The sequence below is a fragment of the Fuscovulum sp. genome, assembly GCA_035192965.1.
In the GTDB taxonomy this organism is placed as follows: Bacteria; Pseudomonadota; Alphaproteobacteria; order Rhodobacterales; family Rhodobacteraceae; genus Paragemmobacter.
In genome coordinates this window covers 3,304,128-3,321,578 of sequence record CP136571.1, presented here as the reverse complement: position 1 = coordinate 3,321,578, position 17,451 = coordinate 3,304,128, and the positions used below count along the sequence as shown (strand labels likewise).

The 17,451-nt window shown below is 63.0% G+C and carries 18 protein-coding genes; 10 read left to right on the top strand and 8 right to left on the bottom strand.

From position 1 onward, the window contains the following. Nucleotides 1-38: 38 nt before the first annotated feature. Together folP and glmM are read left to right on the top strand one after the other, a co-directional pair. Complete coding sequence (gene folP / locus RSE12_16185) at nt 39-1,046, top strand: dihydropteroate synthase (protein ID WRH61891.1); 1,008 nt, start codon at nt 39-41, stop codon at nt 1,044-1,046. Continuing rightward, a complete protein-coding gene (gene glmM, locus RSE12_16180) occupies nt 1,043-2,389 on the top strand; it encodes a phosphoglucosamine mutase (GenBank protein ID WRH61890.1) in 1,347 nt (448 codons plus the stop codon). Before folP ends, glmM begins: the two co-directional genes overlap by 4 nt. 158 nt (nt 2,390-2,547) lie before the next feature. Here glmM and RSE12_16175 read toward each other — a convergent pair whose 3' ends face one another. After that, a complete protein-coding gene (locus RSE12_16175; protein ID WRH61889.1) occupies nt 2,548-2,709 on the bottom strand; it encodes a hypothetical protein in 162 nt (53 codons plus the stop codon). Between the two features lie 330 nt (nt 2,710-3,039). Between RSE12_16175 and RSE12_16170 the strand changes: the two genes are divergently transcribed. Beyond that, nucleotides 3,040-3,810: a hypothetical protein gene (locus tag RSE12_16170; protein WRH61888.1), complete on the top strand. Its 771-nt coding sequence runs from the start codon at nt 3,040-3,042 to the stop codon at nt 3,808-3,810. Then, nucleotides 3,779-4,930: a pentapeptide repeat-containing protein gene (locus tag RSE12_16165; GenBank protein WRH61887.1), complete on the top strand. Its 1,152-nt coding sequence runs from the start codon at nt 3,779-3,781 to the stop codon at nt 4,928-4,930. The genes RSE12_16170 and RSE12_16165 overlap by 32 nt, the downstream gene beginning before the upstream one ends. Before the next feature lie 58 nt (nt 4,931-4,988). Here RSE12_16165 and ilvC read toward each other — a convergent pair whose 3' ends face one another. Further along, nucleotides 4,989-6,011: a ketol-acid reductoisomerase gene (gene ilvC, locus RSE12_16160; GenBank protein ID WRH61886.1), complete on the bottom strand. Its 1,023-nt coding sequence runs from the start codon at nt 6,009-6,011 to the stop codon at nt 4,989-4,991. A gap of 128 nt (nt 6,012-6,139) precedes the next feature. Here ilvC and RSE12_16155 point away from each other — a divergent pair, with 128 nt between their 5' ends. From RSE12_16155 to RSE12_16140, 4 genes are all read left to right on the top strand, one after another. Beyond that, nucleotides 6,140-6,595 (top strand): Lrp/AsnC family transcriptional regulator, encoded by a 456-nt coding sequence (locus RSE12_16155; protein WRH61885.1) that lies wholly within the window; start codon nt 6,140-6,142, stop codon nt 6,593-6,595. Then, nucleotides 6,592-7,050: an Lrp/AsnC family transcriptional regulator gene (locus tag RSE12_16150; protein WRH61884.1), complete on the top strand. Its 459-nt coding sequence runs from the start codon at nt 6,592-6,594 to the stop codon at nt 7,048-7,050. The genes RSE12_16155 and RSE12_16150 overlap by 4 nt, the downstream gene beginning before the upstream one ends. 241 nt (nt 7,051-7,291) lie before the next feature. After that, a complete protein-coding gene (locus RSE12_16145) occupies nt 7,292-8,398 on the top strand; it encodes a mandelate racemase/muconate lactonizing enzyme family protein (protein ID WRH61883.1) in 1,107 nt (368 codons plus the stop codon). Between the two features lie 2 nt (nt 8,399-8,400). Further along, entirely contained in the window at nt 8,401-9,525 is a 1,125-nt protein-coding gene (locus RSE12_16140; protein WRH61882.1) for an aminotransferase class V-fold PLP-dependent enzyme, read from the top strand. A gap of 106 nt (nt 9,526-9,631) precedes the next feature. Here RSE12_16140 and RSE12_16135 read toward each other — a convergent pair whose 3' ends face one another. The 3 genes from RSE12_16135 to RSE12_16125 form a co-directional block, all read right to left on the bottom strand. Further along, nucleotides 9,632-10,831 carry a UbiH/UbiF family hydroxylase gene (locus tag RSE12_16135; protein WRH61881.1) on the bottom strand — a complete coding sequence of 400 codons (1,200 nt, stop codon included), beginning with the start codon at nt 10,829-10,831 and terminating at the stop codon, nt 9,632-9,634. 84 nt (nt 10,832-10,915) lie between these two features. After that, the gene (locus tag RSE12_16130) at nt 10,916-11,152 is read right to left on the bottom strand and encodes a hypothetical protein (GenBank protein ID WRH61880.1); all 237 of its coding nucleotides are present in this window, start codon (nt 11,150-11,152) and stop codon (nt 10,916-10,918) included. 98 nt (nt 11,153-11,250) lie between these two features. Further along, complete coding sequence (locus RSE12_16125) at nt 11,251-11,901, bottom strand: pyrimidine 5'-nucleotidase (GenBank protein WRH61879.1); 651 nt, start codon at nt 11,899-11,901, stop codon at nt 11,251-11,253. A 121-nt stretch (nt 11,902-12,022) separates the two neighbouring features. Between RSE12_16125 and RSE12_16120 the strand changes: the two genes are divergently transcribed. Then, nucleotides 12,023-12,658 carry a GntR family transcriptional regulator gene (locus RSE12_16120; GenBank protein WRH61878.1) on the top strand — a complete coding sequence of 212 codons (636 nt, stop codon included), beginning with the start codon at nt 12,023-12,025 and terminating at the stop codon, nt 12,656-12,658. A gap of 6 nt (nt 12,659-12,664) precedes the next feature. Here RSE12_16120 and RSE12_16115 read toward each other — a convergent pair whose 3' ends face one another. Continuing rightward, entirely contained in the window at nt 12,665-14,620 is a 1,956-nt protein-coding gene (locus RSE12_16115) for a glycosyltransferase family 2 protein (GenBank protein WRH61877.1), read from the bottom strand. Between the two features lie 85 nt (nt 14,621-14,705). Beyond that, entirely contained in the window at nt 14,706-15,866 is a 1,161-nt protein-coding gene (gene carA / locus RSE12_16110) for a glutamine-hydrolyzing carbamoyl-phosphate synthase small subunit (GenBank protein ID WRH61876.1), read from the bottom strand. 182 nt (nt 15,867-16,048) lie between these two features. On the opposite strand from carA, the gene RSE12_16105 reads away from it, so the two are divergent. Continuing rightward, entirely contained in the window at nt 16,049-16,507 is a 459-nt protein-coding gene (locus RSE12_16105) for a GatB/YqeY domain-containing protein (protein ID WRH61875.1), read from the top strand. Between the two features lie 62 nt (nt 16,508-16,569). Here the strand turns inward: RSE12_16105 and RSE12_16100 are convergent, their stop codons facing one another. Next, nucleotides 16,570-17,451, bottom strand: a complete 882-nt coding sequence (locus tag RSE12_16100; GenBank protein ID WRH61874.1) for a bile acid:sodium symporter — start codon at nt 17,449-17,451, stop codon at nt 16,570-16,572.

Here is a 17,451-nt window from a genome sequence, read left to right as displayed (position 1 = left end):
GGCTTGCGCGGGTGACGTGCTGCGCCTAGGCAATGCTTATGGAATATTACCGCCCCATTGCGATGACCGATGCCGCCCGCCCTGCCGGGGCGCTGCCCCTTGCCGGGGGGTGGTGCTGGTTCGCGCAGGTGGAGGTGTTGCGCCGGGATGGGCCGTCACGCGTGGTGGCGGTGGGCGATCTGCCAGCCGAGGTGCGGGACCGGCTGAGCGCGCCACGCCCGGATTTCGGCGGCATGGCGATGGATCGGCCCCGGATCATGGGCATCCTGAACGTGACGCCGGACAGTTTTTCCGATGGCGGGCGGTTTCTGGCACCCGATGCGGCCCTGACGCAGGCGCAGGCCATGGCGCGGGGCGCGGATGTGCTGGACATTGGGGGGGAAAGCACCCGGCCGGGTGCCGCCGAGGTGGAGTTGGCCGAGGAAGTGGCGCGCACCGCCCCGGTGATCGCCGCACTGCGGGCGGGCGGGTTGGAGGTGCCAATCTCTATCGACACGCGCAAAGCAGCGGTCGCCAAGGCGGCGTTGGCGGCGGGGTCGGGGATTGTCAACGATGTGGCGGCGATGGGGTTTGACCCTGCGATGGCGGGGGTTGTGGCGGCTGCGGGCGCGCCGATCATCCTGATGCATGCGGTCAAGACCCCGGCCACGATGCAGGATGATCCGCGCTATGACGACGTGCTGTTGGACGTCTACGATTTCCTGAAGGACCGGATCGCCGTGGCCGAGGCGGCGGGCATCCCCCGTGCGCGGATCATGGTGGACCCGGGGATCGGGTTCGGCAAGACGGCGGCGCATAACCTGACGCTGATCCGGGGGCTGAGCCTGTTTCACGATCTGGGGGTGCCGGTGCTGTTGGGCGCGTCGCGCAAGCGGTTCATCGGTACGATCGGGGGCGAGGATCAGGCCGACCGGCGGATGCCGGGATCGGTGGCGGTGGCTTTGGCGGGTGTGGCACAGGGCGCGCAGGTTCTGCGCGTGCATGACGTGGCTGAGACGCGGCAGGCCTTGCGCCTGTGGCAGGCCGTGAATGGAGTGGATGGATGACGCGGAAACTGTTCGGAACCGATGGTGTGCGGGGGCGGGCGAACACCTACCCGATGACGGCCGAGATGGCGCTGCGCCTTGGCGCGGCGGCGGGGCGCTATTTCCGGCGCGATGGTGGGGCGGCACATCGTGTGGTCATCGGCAAGGATACGCGGCTTTCCGGCTATATGTTGGAGAACGCGCTGACCGCAGGTCTGACCAGCACAGGTATGAACGTGCTGCTGCTGGGCCCGGTGCCGACGCCGGCGGTGGGGTTTTTGACGCGGTCGATGCGGGCGGATGTGGGGGTGATGATTTCGGCTTCGCACAATCCTCATTTCGATAATGGGATCAAGTTCTTTGGGCCGGATGGGTTCAAGCTTTCCGATGAGGCGGAGGCGGAGATTGAGGCTTTGCTGGAGGGCGAGGTTCATTTGGCCCAGCCCGAGAATATCGGGCGCGCGAAGCGGATCGAGGATGGGCGCGGGCGCTATCAGGAATTCGTCAAGACGACGCTGCCTGCGGGCGTGCGGCTGGACGGGTTGAAGGTGGTGATCGATTGCGCCAATGGCGCGGCCTATAGAGCGGCGCCAGAGGTGCTGTGGGAGCTGGGGGCAGAGGTCATCCCGGTTGGCGTTTCCCCTAACGGCAAGAATATCAACGAAAATTGCGGATCGACCCATGTGCAGACGGCGGCCGAGGCGGTGGTGGCCCATGGCGCGGATGTGGGGATCGCGCTGGATGGCGATGCGGACCGGGTGATGATCCTGGATGCCAAGGGGCGCGTTGCGGATGGCGATCAGATCATGGCGCTGATGGCCACGCGCTGGGCCGAGGATGGGCGGCTGCGCGGCGGGGCGCTGGTGGCGACGGTGATGTCGAACCTTGGCCTTGAGCGGCACCTTGAGGGGCGCGGGCTGCGGCTGGAACGCACGGCAGTGGGTGACCGCTATGTCGTTGAAAGAATGCGCGAAGGTGGGTTCAATCTGGGCGGCGAACAATCCGGCCATATCGTGATGACCGACTATGCCACGACCGGCGACGGGCTGGTGGCGGGGCTGCAATTCCTGGCGGAAATGGCGCGGACGGGGGAGACGGCGGCAACGCTTGCGCGGCAGTTCGAGACCGTGCCGCAGATGTTGAAGAATGTGCGCTACGGGGCCGACAAGCGGCCGCTGGAAGATGCCGCCGTGCAGGCCGTGATCGCCGAAATGGAGCGGCGGGTGGTGGGCAAGGGGCGCATCCTGATCCGCAAATCGGGGACAGAGCCGCTGGTACGGGTGATGGCAGAATGTGAGGATGCGGCGCTGCTGGAAGAGGTGGTGGGTACCATTGTGAGAGCGGTGGAGCAGGCCGTGGCCTGATTTTGGGCGTGCAGCGCCCGGTGCAGATGGCGGTGCAGATGGCCGTGCATACCGGCGTATGCGCGCAGCGGACGGTGGATTAGGCAAAAGCAAAGGGCGCGCGGGGGAACCGCGCGCCCTTTTGGGTTGGTTTGGGGCGGGGTTACCCCCGCGCGCCGTTATTCCTTGGGCGTGTCGGCGGGGGCGGCCTCGGTGGGCTCTTCAACCTCGGCGGTGGGCATCTGGCGTTTCCACATCGGCTTGCGCCGCGATTTGGCCGGGGCCTTTTCGCTCAGGAAGGCGGCAAGGTCGAAACGCGGCTTGGGGGTAGAAATACCCATGGGTCATGTCCTTTCGGGAAACGGGATCAGGTCAGGATGGCGCTGGCACAACATCGGCCGGGAGGAGGGGCCCTTGCGCGCCACACCCTGACGATCTGCCCTTCGGGATCGAGGGGCTGAAGGCCACTATGCGCCTTTCGGGGGGGGAAAGATAGGGGGGTGGCGAGTTACGTCCCCGGCCCGATACAGGAGGTCACGGATGTTGGAGCGATGTGCAGGCGCGTGAGGCGCTTCCTTACCGCCATTTGAGTTAGTGCCGCAGGTGTGCTTGCATGGTCTTCGACAATATTGCAAGCTGAGTTTGTATAATGTTCACGTATGGGTAGAAGAATGTCTGATTGGGAAGACCTGCGGGACTTGTGCGATTTCAATTTAAGACTTTCTCGATCTAACCAAGAAAACGAAGTTTCGTGTCATGCAGACTTACGAATTTCTGCAGCTAATCTGCAACTCGGCGACAATGATTGTACTGTTGCAATATCTCAAGCAAAGTTAAAGATGCAGGTTGAGGGATTTTCCGAAGTCTTCGGTACTCGATTTGGCGAACCGAAGCGTAACAATGAGGTTATTCTGAAGTATGAGGGTAAATCAATCCGAGAGCAGGCGCTTTCAGGAAAGGCTGGGCTGAGTTTCGAAATTTCTGAATTGAAGGCAAAACTTGGAATTGGGGCGGGGGTAAACATCTCATCAGATAAGCTCTCGCGTTTTGAGCTTGTATCGACTGATCAGATCGAATTTCTGAGAGTGTGCGCAAAGCCAAACTTTTCATGGATAGTCTCAGAGTTGAGGGATGATCAAAGCCTCGAAGCGACGTATTTAAGTAATGATTGCTTGATCAGGTTACAATTGCGAAAGAATGCAAATAGACGCATAATCAAGGGGGAGATTCTGGTTGCTCAGCGAGATATAAGAATAGAGGCGTATTCTGGGTCACTCAGCAAGAGCACCGATACGAATAAGAGACGGCTGATGGACATCCTCATCGCAAAATCTCTCAGTGAAACAATAAATTATGGATCCGTTTATCTTGGGGTGGTGAAGATCGCTGAGGTCTCGGTTGAGTTTGAGGATGACGAGCGCGATGATTCTGAAAAATTCTGAAGTGACGATGATTGAAAGGGCGCTTGATGGAAGTTCAGACTTCACATCTCTCGTTCAGATCCTTGGATTAGTGCCCGGTCGTGACTTCCGCCATGCAAACTTGTCCGGGGTAGATTTTTCATTCTCTGATTTGCGCGGCTTTGATTTTACTGGCGCAGACTTGAGCGGTTGTATTGGCGTTTCGGTTCTGTTTGACGATTCGACTATCTTTACTGACGCAGACGTTGCTGGTTCTTGCTTCCAAAACTACTTGATTGAACGCGAGCATATTGCGCGGAAGCCACAGATTAAGAAAGCAATTAGCGTTCTGCAGGAGGCGGAGGCGCTTTTGGCTTCTGACTGGATTCATAGCTTCTTTAGAAATAGGGGGTCATTGCCATCGGCACTGCGTGGTTTTGACAAGAGTGATACAAGAGTAATATTTCGAAAATTGATGCTGTCAAAGCTAGATTTGACTAAAAGGGTTGATATTTTTTTCTACCTTGAGACTATTTGTGAAAGTCGAGAAGAGTTTCGATCTTTAATTTTAGACATACTTGCGCGTTGCTTTAACGAAGATGAGGTAGTTCTGAAATTTGTTTCAATCGCTGCCGCAAAATTCTCTAATGACCGGGCTATCTTTGATACAATATTCAAGATGTGTTCGGATCCTCGTGAGAAAGTGAGAGGAAAAGCCTTTTTGGCACTACTGCGATCAAAATTTGCGCGAGAGCAAATCGCTGAGATATCGGATATATTCTTTTTGCCAGTCAACAGTAAAATCCGGAAAGTTTATCTTTTCACGCGCGCTATTGAACTTGGAAGGAAGTTTGTTGGATCAATTAATCTTGAGGGGGAACTGGATAACCTCGATTCAGACTCCATTCTTGAGGACGCCCAGATTTTCGATCGAAGGATTGCTCAAAAGATAGCTGAGGCTCAATTGTCGCGCTTGATCATTAACGTACCAAAAGGCGCGAAATGGGCGGTTGAGGTGGAGCGGCGAGTTGCAGAAATTGTTGAGCAACAGGAAGAAATTGTGTTTTCCACGCCTTTTTACGAAGGTGTAATGCGGGCGAGACACCCTAAGCACTACGAAGTTTATCGATCACGACGCGAAAGAAAGAAGCGTGGTTCCTGAATCAAAGAGGGGCACAGTCAGCTAAGACTGCACCCCTTTTCCAACCGACCCGTAAAGATCAGTTCCGCGCGCGGTCGACCATCTTGCCTTTGGAGATCCAGGGCATCATGGCGCGGAGCTTTTCGCCCACTTTCTCGATCTGGTGTTCGTCGTTGATGCGGCGGGTGGCCTTGAAGAAGGGTTGGCCGACGGCGTTTTCCTGCATGAAGTCGCGCACGAATTTGCCGGTCTGGATGTCGGTCAGCACGGCTTTCATGCGGGCCTTGGTTTCGTCGTACGGCAGGATGCGCGGGCCCGAGACGTATTCGCCGTATTCGGCGGTGTTCGAGATCGAGTAGTTCATGTTGGCGATGCCGCCTTCGTAGATCAGGTCGACGATCAGCTTCACCTCGTGCAGGCATTCGAAATAGGCCATTTCGGGCTCATACCCGGCTTCGACCAGGGTTTCGAAGCCCATGCGGATCAGCTCGACCAGACCGCCGCAGAGGACCGCCTGTTCGCCGAAGAGATCGGTCTCGCATTCCTGACGGAAGTTGGTTTCGATGATCCCCGAGCGGCCGCCGCCGATGGCGGAGCAGTAGGAGAGACCGATTTCCATGGCGCGGCCGGTGGCATCCTGATGGACGGCCACGAGGCAGGGGACGCCGCCGCCCTTGACGTATTCGCCGCGGACGGTGTGGCCGGGGCCCTTGGGGGCCATCATGATGACGTCGACGCCCTTTTTCGGCTCGATCAGGCCGAAGTGGACGTTCAGGCCGTGGGCGAAGGCGATGGCGGCGCCCTCTTTCAGGTTGTCATGGACGTATTTGCGGTAGGTTTCGGCCTGAAGCTCGTCGGGCATGGTGAACATGATCAGGTCGGCCCAAGCGGCGGCTTCGGCGATGCCCATGACTTTGAGGCCTTCGGCCTCGGCCTTCTTGGCGGAGGGGGAGCCCTCGCGGAGGGCGACGACGAGGTTCTTGGCGCCCGAGTCGCGCAGGTTGAGGGCGTGGGCGTGGCCCTGGGAGCCGTAGCCGAGGATGGCGACCTTCTTGTCCTTGATCAGGTTGATGTCGCAGTCACGATCATAATAGACGCGCATTGGGGCGTTCCTTTTGCTGATGATGGCGGCAGAATACGGATTTTCGCGCGGGAGGCCGTGCATTGTTTGACGATTATCGTCGTTTGTGGGAGGGATCATGCAGGGAATGGCGGTTTAGCGGATAGATCATGCTTGACGAGACGGACCGGCGCATCCTGCGGCATCATCTGGCGGAACCGGCCTTGCCGCGCGCGGAGCTGGCGGCGCGGGCGGGGGTGACGGTGGCGACGCTGTGGCGGCGGCTGGAGCGGATGCAGGCCGCGGGGGTGATCCGGGCGGAGCAGGCGGTGATCGATTGGCGCGCGATGGGCTATGGGGTGGAGGTTTCGTTGCGCTTTACGCTGGACAAGACCGACCCGCGGGCCTTTGACGCGTTCATCGCGGCGGCGCGGGAGGTGCCTGAGGTGGTGGCAATCGAGACGTTTCTGGGCCGGGTGGATGTGCGGCTGAACGTGATCGCGCGGGACATGGGGCATTATCAGGAGGTCTATCGCACGCGCATCCTGACCCTGCCGCATATCGCGGAGCTGGAGGCCTTGATGCTGATTTCCACCATCAAGGACGGGGAGGCGTTGCCGCTGTGATCGACCTGGATGATCTGGACCGGGCGATCTGCCGCGCCTTGGTGGCGGATGGCACCCTGTCGGCGGGGGAATTGGGGCGGCGGCTGGGGTTGAGCCAGCCCGGCGCCTGGCGGCGGGTGCGGCGGCTGGAGGAGGCGGGGGTGATTGCGGGGCGGCGGGTGGATGTGGACCGTGCGGCGCTGGGGTTTGGGGTGACGGTGTTTCTGGGGGTGAAGCTGGCGACGCGGGGGCGGGTGCCGCTGGAGGATTTCGAGCGGGCTGTGACGGCCATCCCCGAAGTGCAGGTGGTGCAGCATGTGCTGGGGCTGTTCGACTACCGCCTGCGCGTGGTGGCGCGGGATATCGTGGATTTCGAGCGGGTGTTGCGGCGGCGGATCATGACGCTGCCGGGGGTGGGGAATGTGGAGGCCAATGTGCTTTTGACCGAGGAGCGGCGGCCGGGGCCTTTGGGGTGATCGGGTTCTGATCGGAGCGGCGTGCCGCCGCAGGGCTTTTCTGTCGGCTGCGCGCCTTCGCGCTTTGCCTCCGGTTCAGGGGGCCAACCCCTCTGGCCGCAAGCGGCCATTCACCCCCGGGATATTTGGGAACAGATGAAGGGACAGAGCGCGGGAAGCGGCGTGGCGCGTGTCGGGAATGGCGCTGTGTAGGCGGAAGCTGGGCGCTAGGGTGACGGGGTCGGCGATCGGTGGGGGTGCGATGCGGATCACGCGGCTGGAGACCTTTGGCAATGAGTATGTCTGCTTCGTACGGGCGACGGCGGAGGGTGGGGCTGTCGGCTGGGGGCAGGTGTCGACCTATTACGCGGACCTGACGGCAGAGGTGTTTCATCGTCAGGTGGCGCCGCACGCGCTGGGGACGGATGCGCTGGATTTCGAGGATACGCTGCGGCGGGTTTATGAGCGGGAGCACAAATATCCCGGCAGCTATCTGCGCCGTGCCATGGCGGGGCTGGATACGGCGCTGTGGGATCTGCGGGGAAAGGTGGAGGGCAAGCCTGTCGTCGCGTTGCTGGGTGGGGAGCCGGGGCAGCTGCGCGCCTATGCGTCGAGTATGAAGCGCGATATTTCGCCCGAGGATGAGGCGGCGCGGTTGTGCCGGCTTAGGGATGAGAAGGGGTTTACCGCCTTCAAATGGCGCGTGGGGGCGGAATGCGGGCGCGACGCGGATGAATGGCCGGGGAGAACGGAGGCGGTGATCCCGGTCGTGGCGAAGGCGTTGGGGGATGGCATCGAAAAGCTGGTGGACGGCAATTCCGGCTTTTCACCCCGCCGGGCGATCGAGGTGGGGCGGATGCTGGAGGACAACGGCATCGGGCATTTTGAAGAGCCTTGCCCCTATTGGGAGGTGGATCAGACGGCAGAGGTGCGGGCGGCGCTGTCCATCGACGTGGCGGGCGGTGAGCAGGATTGCGAGTTTTCCAGCTGGCGGCTGATGATCGAGCACGGGGCGGTCGATATTCTGCAACCGGATGTGATGTATATGGGCGGCATCCATCGCACGCTGGAGGTGTGCCGGATGGGTGCAGCGGCGGGGTTGCCGATCACGCCGCATGCGGCCAACCTGTCGCTGGTGACGATGTGCACGATGCATCTGTTGAAGGCGATCCCCAATGCGGGGAAATATCTGGAATTGTCGATCGAGGGGCCGGACTACTATCCGTGGCAGGAGGGACTTTTCCTTGGGTCGCCCTATGATGTGAAAGAGGGGTGCGTGACCGTGCCCGATGCCCCCGGCTGGGGGGTGGAGATCAACCCTGATTGGCTTGCGCAGGCAGGCCATCGCGTTTCGGAATGGAGAGGCTGACGATGCCCGGACTGCATGCACATATCGACCCGGAGGGGCTTGAGGAGTTTTCCGTGGTCTTCACCGACCGCAGCCTGAACCACATGTCAGCGCGGTTTCAGGGCGTGATGCGGGATGTGTCGGCGCTGCTGAAAGAGGTCTATCACGGCTCGGCTGTGGCTTTGGTTCCCGGTGGCGGGACCTTTGCGATGGAGGCTGTGGCGCGGCAGTTCGGCAAGGGATCGGTGCTGGTGGTGCGCAATGGGTGGTTTTCCTTCCGCTGGTCGCAGATCTTTGACGCGGGCGCTTTTGCGGGCGAGACGACGGTGGTGATGGCGCGCCAGACCGGGAATGATCCGCGTGCGCCTTATGCGCCGCCGCCGGTGGAGGAGGTGGTTGCCAAGATCCGCGAGATGAAGCCCGAAGCCGTGTTCGCCCCGCATGTGGAGACGAGCGCGGGGATCATCCTGCCGGATGCGTATATCGCCCAGATCGCCGCTGCGGCGCATGAGGTGGGGGCGATCATGGTGCTGGATTGCATCGCGAGCGGTTGCATCTGGGTGGATATGGAAGCGACCGGGGTGGATGTGCTGATCAGTGCGCCGCAGAAGGGCTGGTCCGCCGCGCCCTCAGCCGGGGTGGTGGTGATGAGCCCGCGCGCCGAGGCGCGGCTGGCCGAGACGGACAGCAATTCCTTTGCGATGGACCTGAAGAAATGGCGGGCCATCATGGCCGCCTATGAGGGTGGCGGGCATGCCTATCATGCCACGATGCCCACGGATGCGATTGTGGGCTTCCGGGACGCGATGCTGGAGACCAAGGCGATGGGTTTTGCCGAGGCCAAGGCCGCACAATGGGAGCTGGGCCAGGCCGTGCGCGGGCTGCTGGCCGGAAAGGGCGTGCCGTCTGTCGCGGCGGAAGGCTATCAGGCCCCCGGCGTGGTGGTGAGCTATACCGACCAGCCCGATGTGCAGAATGGCGCGAAGTTCCGCGCGCAGGGGTTGCAGATCGCGGCGGGTGTGCCGTTGCAGGTGGGCGAGGGGCCGGAGTTCAAGACATTCCGGCTGGGCCTGTTCGGGTTGGACAAGCTGAAGGATGTGCCGGCCACCGTGGCGCGGCTGGAGCGGGCTGTTGAGGCTGTGCTGTAAGCCCGGAAAATCTTTATAAAGATTTTCCGGAGCGTGGGCCCAAAACTTTCCAGTGGGAAAGTTTTGGGCGGGGGTGCCCGAGAATTTTCGGGAAAATTCTCGGGCCCTAGCGCAGGCCGAGGCCCGCGCGCATGAGTGTTTTGCGGACGGGGGCCACGGAATAGAGCGCGTTCAGCGCGGTGGCGCGCAGATCGCGCAGGCCTTGCGCGCCCATCATTGAGGCGCGGTTGAGCGCGTCGATCCCGGTGACGCGGACCTGAACCTCGGTGTGGCGTTGGCGGTGATAGGTGTCGAGCATCTTTGCGCTGCCCAGACCGGCGCGATCTGCCTCGGCCAAATCCAGCAGGGCCTTGAGGTCGGCCAGCGACATGTTCAGCCCCTGCGCGCCGATGGGCGGGACGACATGCGCGGCTTCGGCCAACAGGGCGGTGCGTTCGCCGGACATGCGGTCAGCAATCTGGCTGATTATGGGCCAGACGGTGCGGCGGCTGATCAGGGTCAGCGGGCCGAGGATATGGCAGGAGCGGGTGTTCATCTCTGCCTCGAACTCCGGGATGGGCAGGGCAGCGAGGCGCTGGATGTTGGGGCCGGTTTCCATCCAGACGATGGCCGAGCAGGGCAGACCGTTGCGATCGGGCAGGGGGACGAGGGTGAAGGGGCCGCCCGAGCGGTGAATCTCGGTCGAGACGTTGCGGTGCGGGATCGGGTGCGAGACGGCGAAGGCGAGCGCCTTCTGGCCATAGCGCATGGTTCGCACGGGGATTTCCAGCGCCTCGCGCATCGCGGAGGCGCGGCCATCGGCGGCGATGACCATGCGGGCGGCGATGCGGGTGCCATCGGACAGGGTGACGAGTGCCTCGCTGTCGCGGGTGAGCAGGTTCGTGGCTGATATGCCCGGGCGGAACGAGACATTGGGCAGTTCGGCCAAGCGTTCCACCATTTCGCGGCGCAGGAGCCAGTTGGGGAGGTTCCAGCCGAAGGGATCCGCCGAGATATCGGCGGCATCAAATTCCTTGACGATGCGGGGTTCGGGAAGTTCGCCCCCGGCATCGACAATGCGCATGATCTGAAGCGCGGCGGCGTGGGGGGCGAGGCGGGTCCACAGGCCTGCGGCTTCGAGGACGGGGATCGAGGGTTGCAGGAAGGCGGTGGTGCGCAGGTCGGCGCCATCTGCCTCCATACTCGTGACGGGGGGGGTGGGATCGACGCAGATCACCGAGAAACCCGCTGATCCAAAGGCGGCGGCGGCGGTCAGGCCTGCCACACCCCCGCCAGCGATGAGGATTTCGGTTGTTTCGCGGGTCATGTCAGCCTCCGGCGTTCTTCTGTGCCCAGAGATACGCCTCTGTCACAAGAAGGGTAAGCGACATGTTGACCCGCCGCCTTGGGATCAGGGCAGGGTGATCCAGATCAGCAGGGCGAACATCACCGGCACGAAGGCGACCGCGGTCAGAACAAGGGCGGCAAGGCCCCAGGTTTTGACCGACAGGACGATCAGGGTGAGGACAATCATCAGGACGTAATAGATCGTCGAGATGTCGCGCGCGATATGGCCAAGGATCGGGGTCGCGTGAAGAATGCGGCTGGCGAGGCTGGGCCGGGCGGGGACAGTTGCGGAAAGCGACATGCGGGACTCCTGATATCAACCCGTAAATGGGGTGGATCGGGCCTTTGTCAAAGATCGGATGCTGCGGCGCAGCGTCGCGTTCGCGCCGGTGCGTGCGACTATGCGGCCGTGAGCTTTGCCAGGAAGGCGGTCAGGTCCTGCGCGTGGTGGTGGATATGCGGCGCAGGTTCGGCCTCGGGCGCGATATGCACGGTGCGCATGCCCATGGCATGGGGCGCGGCAAGGTTGCGGGCATCATCTTCGAACATCGCGGCGCGGGTGGGATCGAGCCCGTCTTTGGCAAAGACGGTCTGGAAGGCGGCGTGTTCTGGTTTCGGACGGTACTCGGCATGTTCCACGCCATAGACCGCATCAAAAAGCCCAGTCAGGCCGCGGGCGGCCAACACGCGATGGGCATAGGGGGCATCGGCATTGGTGTAGACGATGCGGCGGCCGGGCAAGGCGGCGATGTGCGCGGCGAGCGCGGGATCGGGGGAAAGGACGGAGAAGTCGATGTCATGGACATCGGCGAGATAGGCCTCGGGGTCGATCCGGTGTTCGGCCATGAGGCCGGCCAGCGTGGTGCCGTAAAGTTTCCAGTAGCTGGCGCGCAGGTGATCGGCATGGGCGCGGTCGACATTCAGCGCCTGCATGACCCAGTTGGTCATCCGGACCTCGATCTGGTCGAACAGGCGCATCTGCGGCGGGTAGAGCGTGTTGTCGAGGTCAAAGACCCAGGTGCGGACGTGGAGGAAATCTTGCTTTGGCATGGCGGCAAGGTAGTCCGCCGATAGGGTGGCGGCAATGGGGGCGTTGCATGGGCGCGGGGTGGGGATTAGGGTCTGTTACGGTATGCCGATGTATTCATTCGGCGCGCGGAGGGGGCGACAGGTGCAGAAGGATGCGTATACGCTGATCCTGGAGGCGATTGATGCGGGGCTGTACAAGCCCGGTGATCGGCTGGTGGAATCGGAATTGGCCGAACGGTTGGGGGTATCGCGCACGCCAGTGCGCGAGGCGTTGCAGCGGTTGGAGACGCAGGCGATGCTAACGCGCGACGGGCGAAGCCTGATCGTGGCGTCGCTGGACCACAACCAGTTGGCCGAGCTTTACGCGGTGCGGACCGAGTTGGAGGGGCTGGCGGCACGGCTGGCGGCGCGACATGCGACGGATGAAGAGATCCGGGTGCTGCGCGGGATGGTCGATGACGATCTGGCCTTGCTTGGGGCGGACCCCAAGCTGCTGAGCCGTGCGAACAAGCGGTTTCACAAGCAAATCCATCTGGCCAGCCACAACCGGTTTCTGGTGCAGCAATTGGACCTTGTGCATCGGTCGATGGCCTTGATGGCCAATACCTCTTTTGCGGCCGAAGGGCGGGATGAGGTGGCGCTGGCCGAGCATGACCAGATTGTCCGGGCAATCGAGGCGCGGGATGGAGAGGCCGCCTATCAGGCGCTGCGCCAGCACATCAGCAAGGCTTTCGAGACGCGGTTGCGGGTGGATGCGGGCGAGATTCGCACGCGCTGAGGGCGGTTATGGTTTGTCTTCGGTGTCGCCGTCGAAGTGGCCATGCTTGGTCTTGTCCCAGTGGAAGGGGCGGGTGACAGCCTCGACCAGCGCTTTGGCGGCGGCGAAGGATGTGAGCAGCGCATAGGGTTTCAGAAGGGGCAGCCATGGCCATGGCACCGCGTGACCGGCGCGGCGCATGGCAATTGCGGCCAGAGCGAAATCCAGAAGATTGACGCCGAGGAGGAGCGGGGCGAGGCGGAGCAGGGTTTCGCGATCGATCAGGTCCAGCACCGGATGCGGCAGGCCAAAGGCCACCAGCCAGAGCGACCACAGGACCGGGGTGGCGATGCCCTGCATCAAGGAGCCGAGGATCAGCACCTGCACGGCGACAAATCGGCGGGGGCCGAGGTCGCGCAGAAGGGCGCGCGGTGCGCGCATGTGGACGAGCCATGTCATCAGATAGCCCTTGGTCCAGCGCGAGCGCTGCTTGACCCAGGGCACCGGGCGACAGTTCGCCTCTTCCATCGTGACAGAGGGGAGCATCCCGGTCTGCCAGCCGCGGCGGGCGAGGCGGAGGCCGAGATCGGCATCTTCGGTGACGTTATGGGCATCCCATGCGCCCACATCCAGTACAGCATTGCGGCGCAGGAAGAGCGTGGTGCCGCCCAGCGGGATGGGCAGGCCAAGGCGGATGAGACCGGGCAGGAACAGCCGGAACCATGCGGCATATTCCAGCGTAAAACAGCGCGCGATCCAGTTGGTGGCAGGGTTGTAGAAATCGAGCATCCCTTGCAGGCAGCCCAGCCGTGGCGGGGCATTGGCGAAAATGGCGGCCACCTTGAGCAGTTGATCGGGGGCGGGGGCGTCTTCGGCATCGTAGATGCCGATGATGCTGCCGCGCGTGAAATCGAGGCCGAAGTTCAGGGCGCGCGGTTTGGTTCGGATGCGGCCATCGGGCACGGCGATCACGCGCATCCAAGGGGGCAGGTCAACCTTGGCGATGGCGGTGCGGGTGGGGGTGTCGGACGATTCCAGCAGGACGATCACATCTAGCCGGTCGCGCGGGTAATCGAGGGCCGAGAGGCGGCGGATCAGGCGGGGGGCAATCTCAGCCTCGCCATACAGCGCGACGAGGACGGAGATGATGGGCAGATCGGCGCGGTCGAGCGGGGGGGCGTGTTCCTGACGGTCACGCAGGGCGGCGGCGGCGGTGGCGAATTTCAGGATGGTGAGGCTGAGGAAGGTGAGCGCGGTCAGCCCCAGCAAAAGGCCGAAGGCCAGATCGGGGCGCAGGGTGGCGAGGGCGAGCATGGCCAATGCAATCGCCCCGGCCCAAAGGGTGAGGGTGACGCGGTCGAGGCTGCGGCAACTGTCGATGGCGGGGGGGCGCTGTTCGGCGGCCTGAACAAGGCCGGGGCCGGCATGGGCAAGCAAGGCCGCCTCGATCAGCGGGCGGGGGCAGGGGAGGGGGCGGATGCGCGGGCCGAAGAGGGCGGCGAGAAAGGCGCTGTGCCGGTCGAATCCCGCGGGGGTGGCGGTGAGGATGACGATATCGCCGTTGCGCTGCCGCCAGGGCAGGAGCGCGTGGCGCAGGGCGAAGGCAGGCCCGAGGCGGTGCAGGAGCAGCAGATCGGGCGGTTCGCGCAGCGGATCGACGGGAAGGGGCAGGTCAAGCTGGCGCGGCAGGTCGGCCCATGGAGGGGGATCGACCAATCGGGGCAGGTCTGGTTTGGGCGGGGTGGGGCGCGGGGGTGGTGCCGGCAGGATTTGTGCGCGGGCGAGATTGCGGAAGGCCGGATCGGGTGCTGCGAGGAAGGTTATCTGCGCATCGGAAAAGCCTGCGGCGGGTGCGGTGGCCCCGAGGTGCGGCGGGCGGTCGGCTGCGGCGGTGCCGCGCGTCATGGGTTGGGTGCTGGGGGCCATGCCGAAAGGGGCGAGGCTGGGCAGGCTGGTGCCGGGGCGGCGGGTCGGTACAGGCATGAGGGATGACTCCGATGCGCGGAGTCAACCATGCGTTGCATTCGGTTAAGGCGGGGTTAACGCCTTGACCGTGTTCGGGCGGCGATCAGGCGGCGCGGCGGGCGCGCATCGCCTGGGCGAAGCGTTCGAAGAGGTAATAGCTGTCTTGCGGACCGGGCGAGGCTTCGGGGTGGTATTGGACCGAGAAGATCGGCTTGCCATCCACGGCAATGCCGCAGTTGGAACCATCAAAGAGCGAGACATGCGTTTCGCTGACGCCGGCGGGCAGAGTCTGGCTGTCCACGGTGAAGCCGTGGTTCATCGATGTGATTTCCACCTTGCCTGTAGTCAGATCCTTGACCGGGTGGTTCGCGCCGTGATGGCCGTGGTTCATCTTGACCGTGCGCGCGCCGAGGGCGAGGGCCAGCATCTGGTGGCCGAGGCAGATGCCGAAAAGCGGCAGGTCCTTGGCCAGAACGCCCTGAATCATCGGCACGGCATAGGCGCCCGTGGCGGCCGGGTCGCCGGGGCCGTTGGAGAGGAAGACGCCTTCAGGGTTGAGGGCCAGCACATCCTCGGCCGTGGCGGAGGCGGGCAGGACGGTGACTTCGCAGCCCGACGAGGCGAGGCAGCGCAGGATGTTGCGTTTCGCGCCGTAGTCGATGGCCACGACGCGCAGGCCATCGCCGGTGCGCTGCGTATAGCCTTCGGGCCAAGCCCAACGTTTTTCATCCCAGCGATAGGATTGGGTGCAGGAGACATCCTTGGCCAGATCAAGGCCGACAAGGCCCTTCCAGGCGCGGGCTTTGGCAACAAGGGCGGCGATGTCGAAATTGCCTTCGGGATCATGGGCGAGCGCGACATGGGGCGCGCCCTGCTGACGGATGGCGCGGGTCAGGCGGCGGGTGTCAATGCCGCCGATGCCGATGCGGCCCTTGCGGGCAAGCCATTGGGTGAGTTCACCCTGCGCGCGCCAGTTGGAGGGTTCGGTCGGATCCCATTTCACCACCATGCCTGCGGCAACGGGGGTGGTGGTTTCGTCATCTTCATCCGTGACGCCGGTATTGCCGATATGGGGGAAGGTGAAGGTGACGACCTGGCCCGCATAGGATGGGTCGGTCATAATCTCTTGATAGCCGGTCATCGCGGTGTTGAAGACCAGTTCCGCCACGGTTTCGCCTGTGGCCCCGAAGCCCATGCCATAGAACACCGTTCCATCGGAAAGCGCGAGGCAGGCGGTCGGTTTGGGCTGGGCGGAGGTGGGCATGGCGGCGACTCCCCTTGGGCAAATTTCGGGGACACTAGTGGTGTGAGGGGGCGGGGTCAAGGCTTTGAGTCAAAAGGAATATCGTTCTATTTCAATGGCTTGAAGTTTCAGAGGGTGGTTGTGGCCCAAGCCGGGACAGGGTATGTTGGCGGCTGGTGCCAACCTTTGGGGAAAGGTGACAAATGTCATTGCGGGAACGCCTGCAGATTGCGTTGAAAGATGCGATGAAGGCCAAGGCGGCCGAGCGGCTTTCGACGTTGCGGCTGATCAATGCCGCGATCAAGGATCGCGAGATCGCCGGGCGCGGCGAGGCCGGGGAGCAGGAGGTTGGCGATCCGGAAATTCTGGCCATCATGGGAAAGATGGTCAAGCAGCGTCAGGAAAGCGCGCGCGCCTATGAAGAGGGCGGGCGGCTGGAGCTGGCGGCTAAGGAAATCAACGAGATCGGCGTGATTGAGGAGTTCTTGCCGCGCCAGCTTTCGTCGGATGAGGTGGAGGTCGCGGTCAAGGCGGCGATTGCCGAGGCGGGGGCGACAAGCATCCGCGACATGGGCCGGGTTATGGCGGTGCTGAAGGGCAAGCATACCGGGCAGATGGATTTCGGCGCGGTGGGGCCGAAGGTGAAGGACCTGCTGGCCTGAGATTTCTCTGCCTTTGGGTAGGAACGGGGCCCCCGTGCGGGGGCCCCTTTTTCATGGCGGCGTCAGAGCAGGGCGTTGGGCAGGGCCTGCTGCGAGCGTGCGTCGATCCGGCGGAACCAGAACGTGAGCAGGCTGGACGAGATCACGATGAATAGCGAATAGAGCACCGGCACGGCGAGGATTTCCTGCTGCTCTGCGCTGGCGAAGGTCAGCACAACCAGGGCCACTGCAAGGGGTCCGTTCTGGATGCCGGTTTCCAGTGCCACGGTGCGGGCATTGCGCGGCGTTTGGCGCAGCAGGACCGACAGGCCGTAACCACAGGCAAAGCCTACCACCCCCAGCGCAATGGCCCCCAGAAAGACCGATGCGGGTGTGGTGAGGAGGAAGGCCCAGTTGCGCGGTACCCATGACACCAGCAGGAAGACGATGAAGAAGATCCCCAGCGCGGAGCCGCCCAGTTCCACCAGCGCGCCGACATTGGCGTTCCAGCGGCGGATCGCCATGCCGATGGCCACGGGAACCAGCAAGAGGATCAGCGTGACCACGATGTTGGAGGCCGGAATGTCGATATCCAGCCCTGCGGCATAGACCAGCAGCAGGATCGGGATCAGCACCACACCAAAAAGGGTGGAGGTCACCGTCATCAGCACCGAGAGGGCAAGATTGCCTTTGGAGAAATAGGTGAAGATGTTCGAGGTTGTGCCGCCGGGCATGCAGCCCATGATCAGGAGGCCGATCTTCACCGGGTCACTGACCGGCAGCACCATGGCGAGGGTGAAGGCGATCAGTGGCATGAAGCCGTATTGTGATACCACGCCGATGAACAGGCCCTGCGGCCGTTTCAGCGCCGAGGTGAAATCGCGCGGGGTGAGCGAGGCACCCATGCCCAGCATGATGACGGCGATCATCAGGGCGAGGATCGCCTGTTCGAGAGGTCCGACCAT

Coding starts and splice junctions, on each gene's coding strand:
- carA (WRH61876.1), bottom strand. CDS start 15,866: ATGCCCACCTCCGCCCAGCCCAAACCGACCGCCTGCCTCGCGCTTTCC.
- RSE12_16140 (WRH61882.1), top strand. CDS start 8,401: ATGCCCGGACTGCATGCACATATCGACCCGGAGGGGCTTGAGGAGTTT.
- RSE12_16165 (WRH61887.1), top strand. CDS start 3,779: ATGACGAGCGCGATGATTCTGAAAAATTCTGAAGTGACGATGATTGAA.
- RSE12_16170 (WRH61888.1), top strand. CDS start 3,040: ATGTCTGATTGGGAAGACCTGCGGGACTTGTGCGATTTCAATTTAAGA.
- RSE12_16105 (WRH61875.1), top strand. CDS start 16,049: ATGTCATTGCGGGAACGCCTGCAGATTGCGTTGAAAGATGCGATGAAG.
- RSE12_16155 (WRH61885.1), top strand. CDS start 6,140: ATGCTTGACGAGACGGACCGGCGCATCCTGCGGCATCATCTGGCGGAA.
- RSE12_16100 (WRH61874.1), bottom strand. CDS start 17,451: ATGGTCGGACCTCTCGAACAGGCGATCCTCGCCCTGATGATCGCCGTC.
- RSE12_16135 (WRH61881.1), bottom strand. CDS start 10,831: ATGACCCGCGAAACAACCGAAATCCTCATCGCTGGCGGGGGTGTGGCA.
- ilvC (WRH61886.1), bottom strand. CDS start 6,011: ATGCGCGTCTATTATGATCGTGACTGCGACATCAACCTGATCAAGGAC.
- RSE12_16130 (WRH61880.1), bottom strand. CDS start 11,152: ATGTCGCTTTCCGCAACTGTCCCCGCCCGGCCCAGCCTCGCCAGCCGC.
- glmM (WRH61890.1), top strand. CDS start 1,043: ATGACGCGGAAACTGTTCGGAACCGATGGTGTGCGGGGGCGGGCGAAC.
- RSE12_16175 (WRH61889.1), bottom strand. CDS start 2,709: ATGGGTATTTCTACCCCCAAGCCGCGTTTCGACCTTGCCGCCTTCCTG.
- RSE12_16145 (WRH61883.1), top strand. CDS start 7,292: ATGCGGATCACGCGGCTGGAGACCTTTGGCAATGAGTATGTCTGCTTC.
- folP (WRH61891.1), top strand. CDS start 39: ATGGAATATTACCGCCCCATTGCGATGACCGATGCCGCCCGCCCTGCC.
- RSE12_16125 (WRH61879.1), bottom strand. CDS start 11,901: ATGCCAAAGCAAGATTTCCTCCACGTCCGCACCTGGGTCTTTGACCTC.
- RSE12_16115 (WRH61877.1), bottom strand. CDS start 14,620: ATGCCTGTACCGACCCGCCGCCCCGGCACCAGCCTGCCCAGCCTCGCC.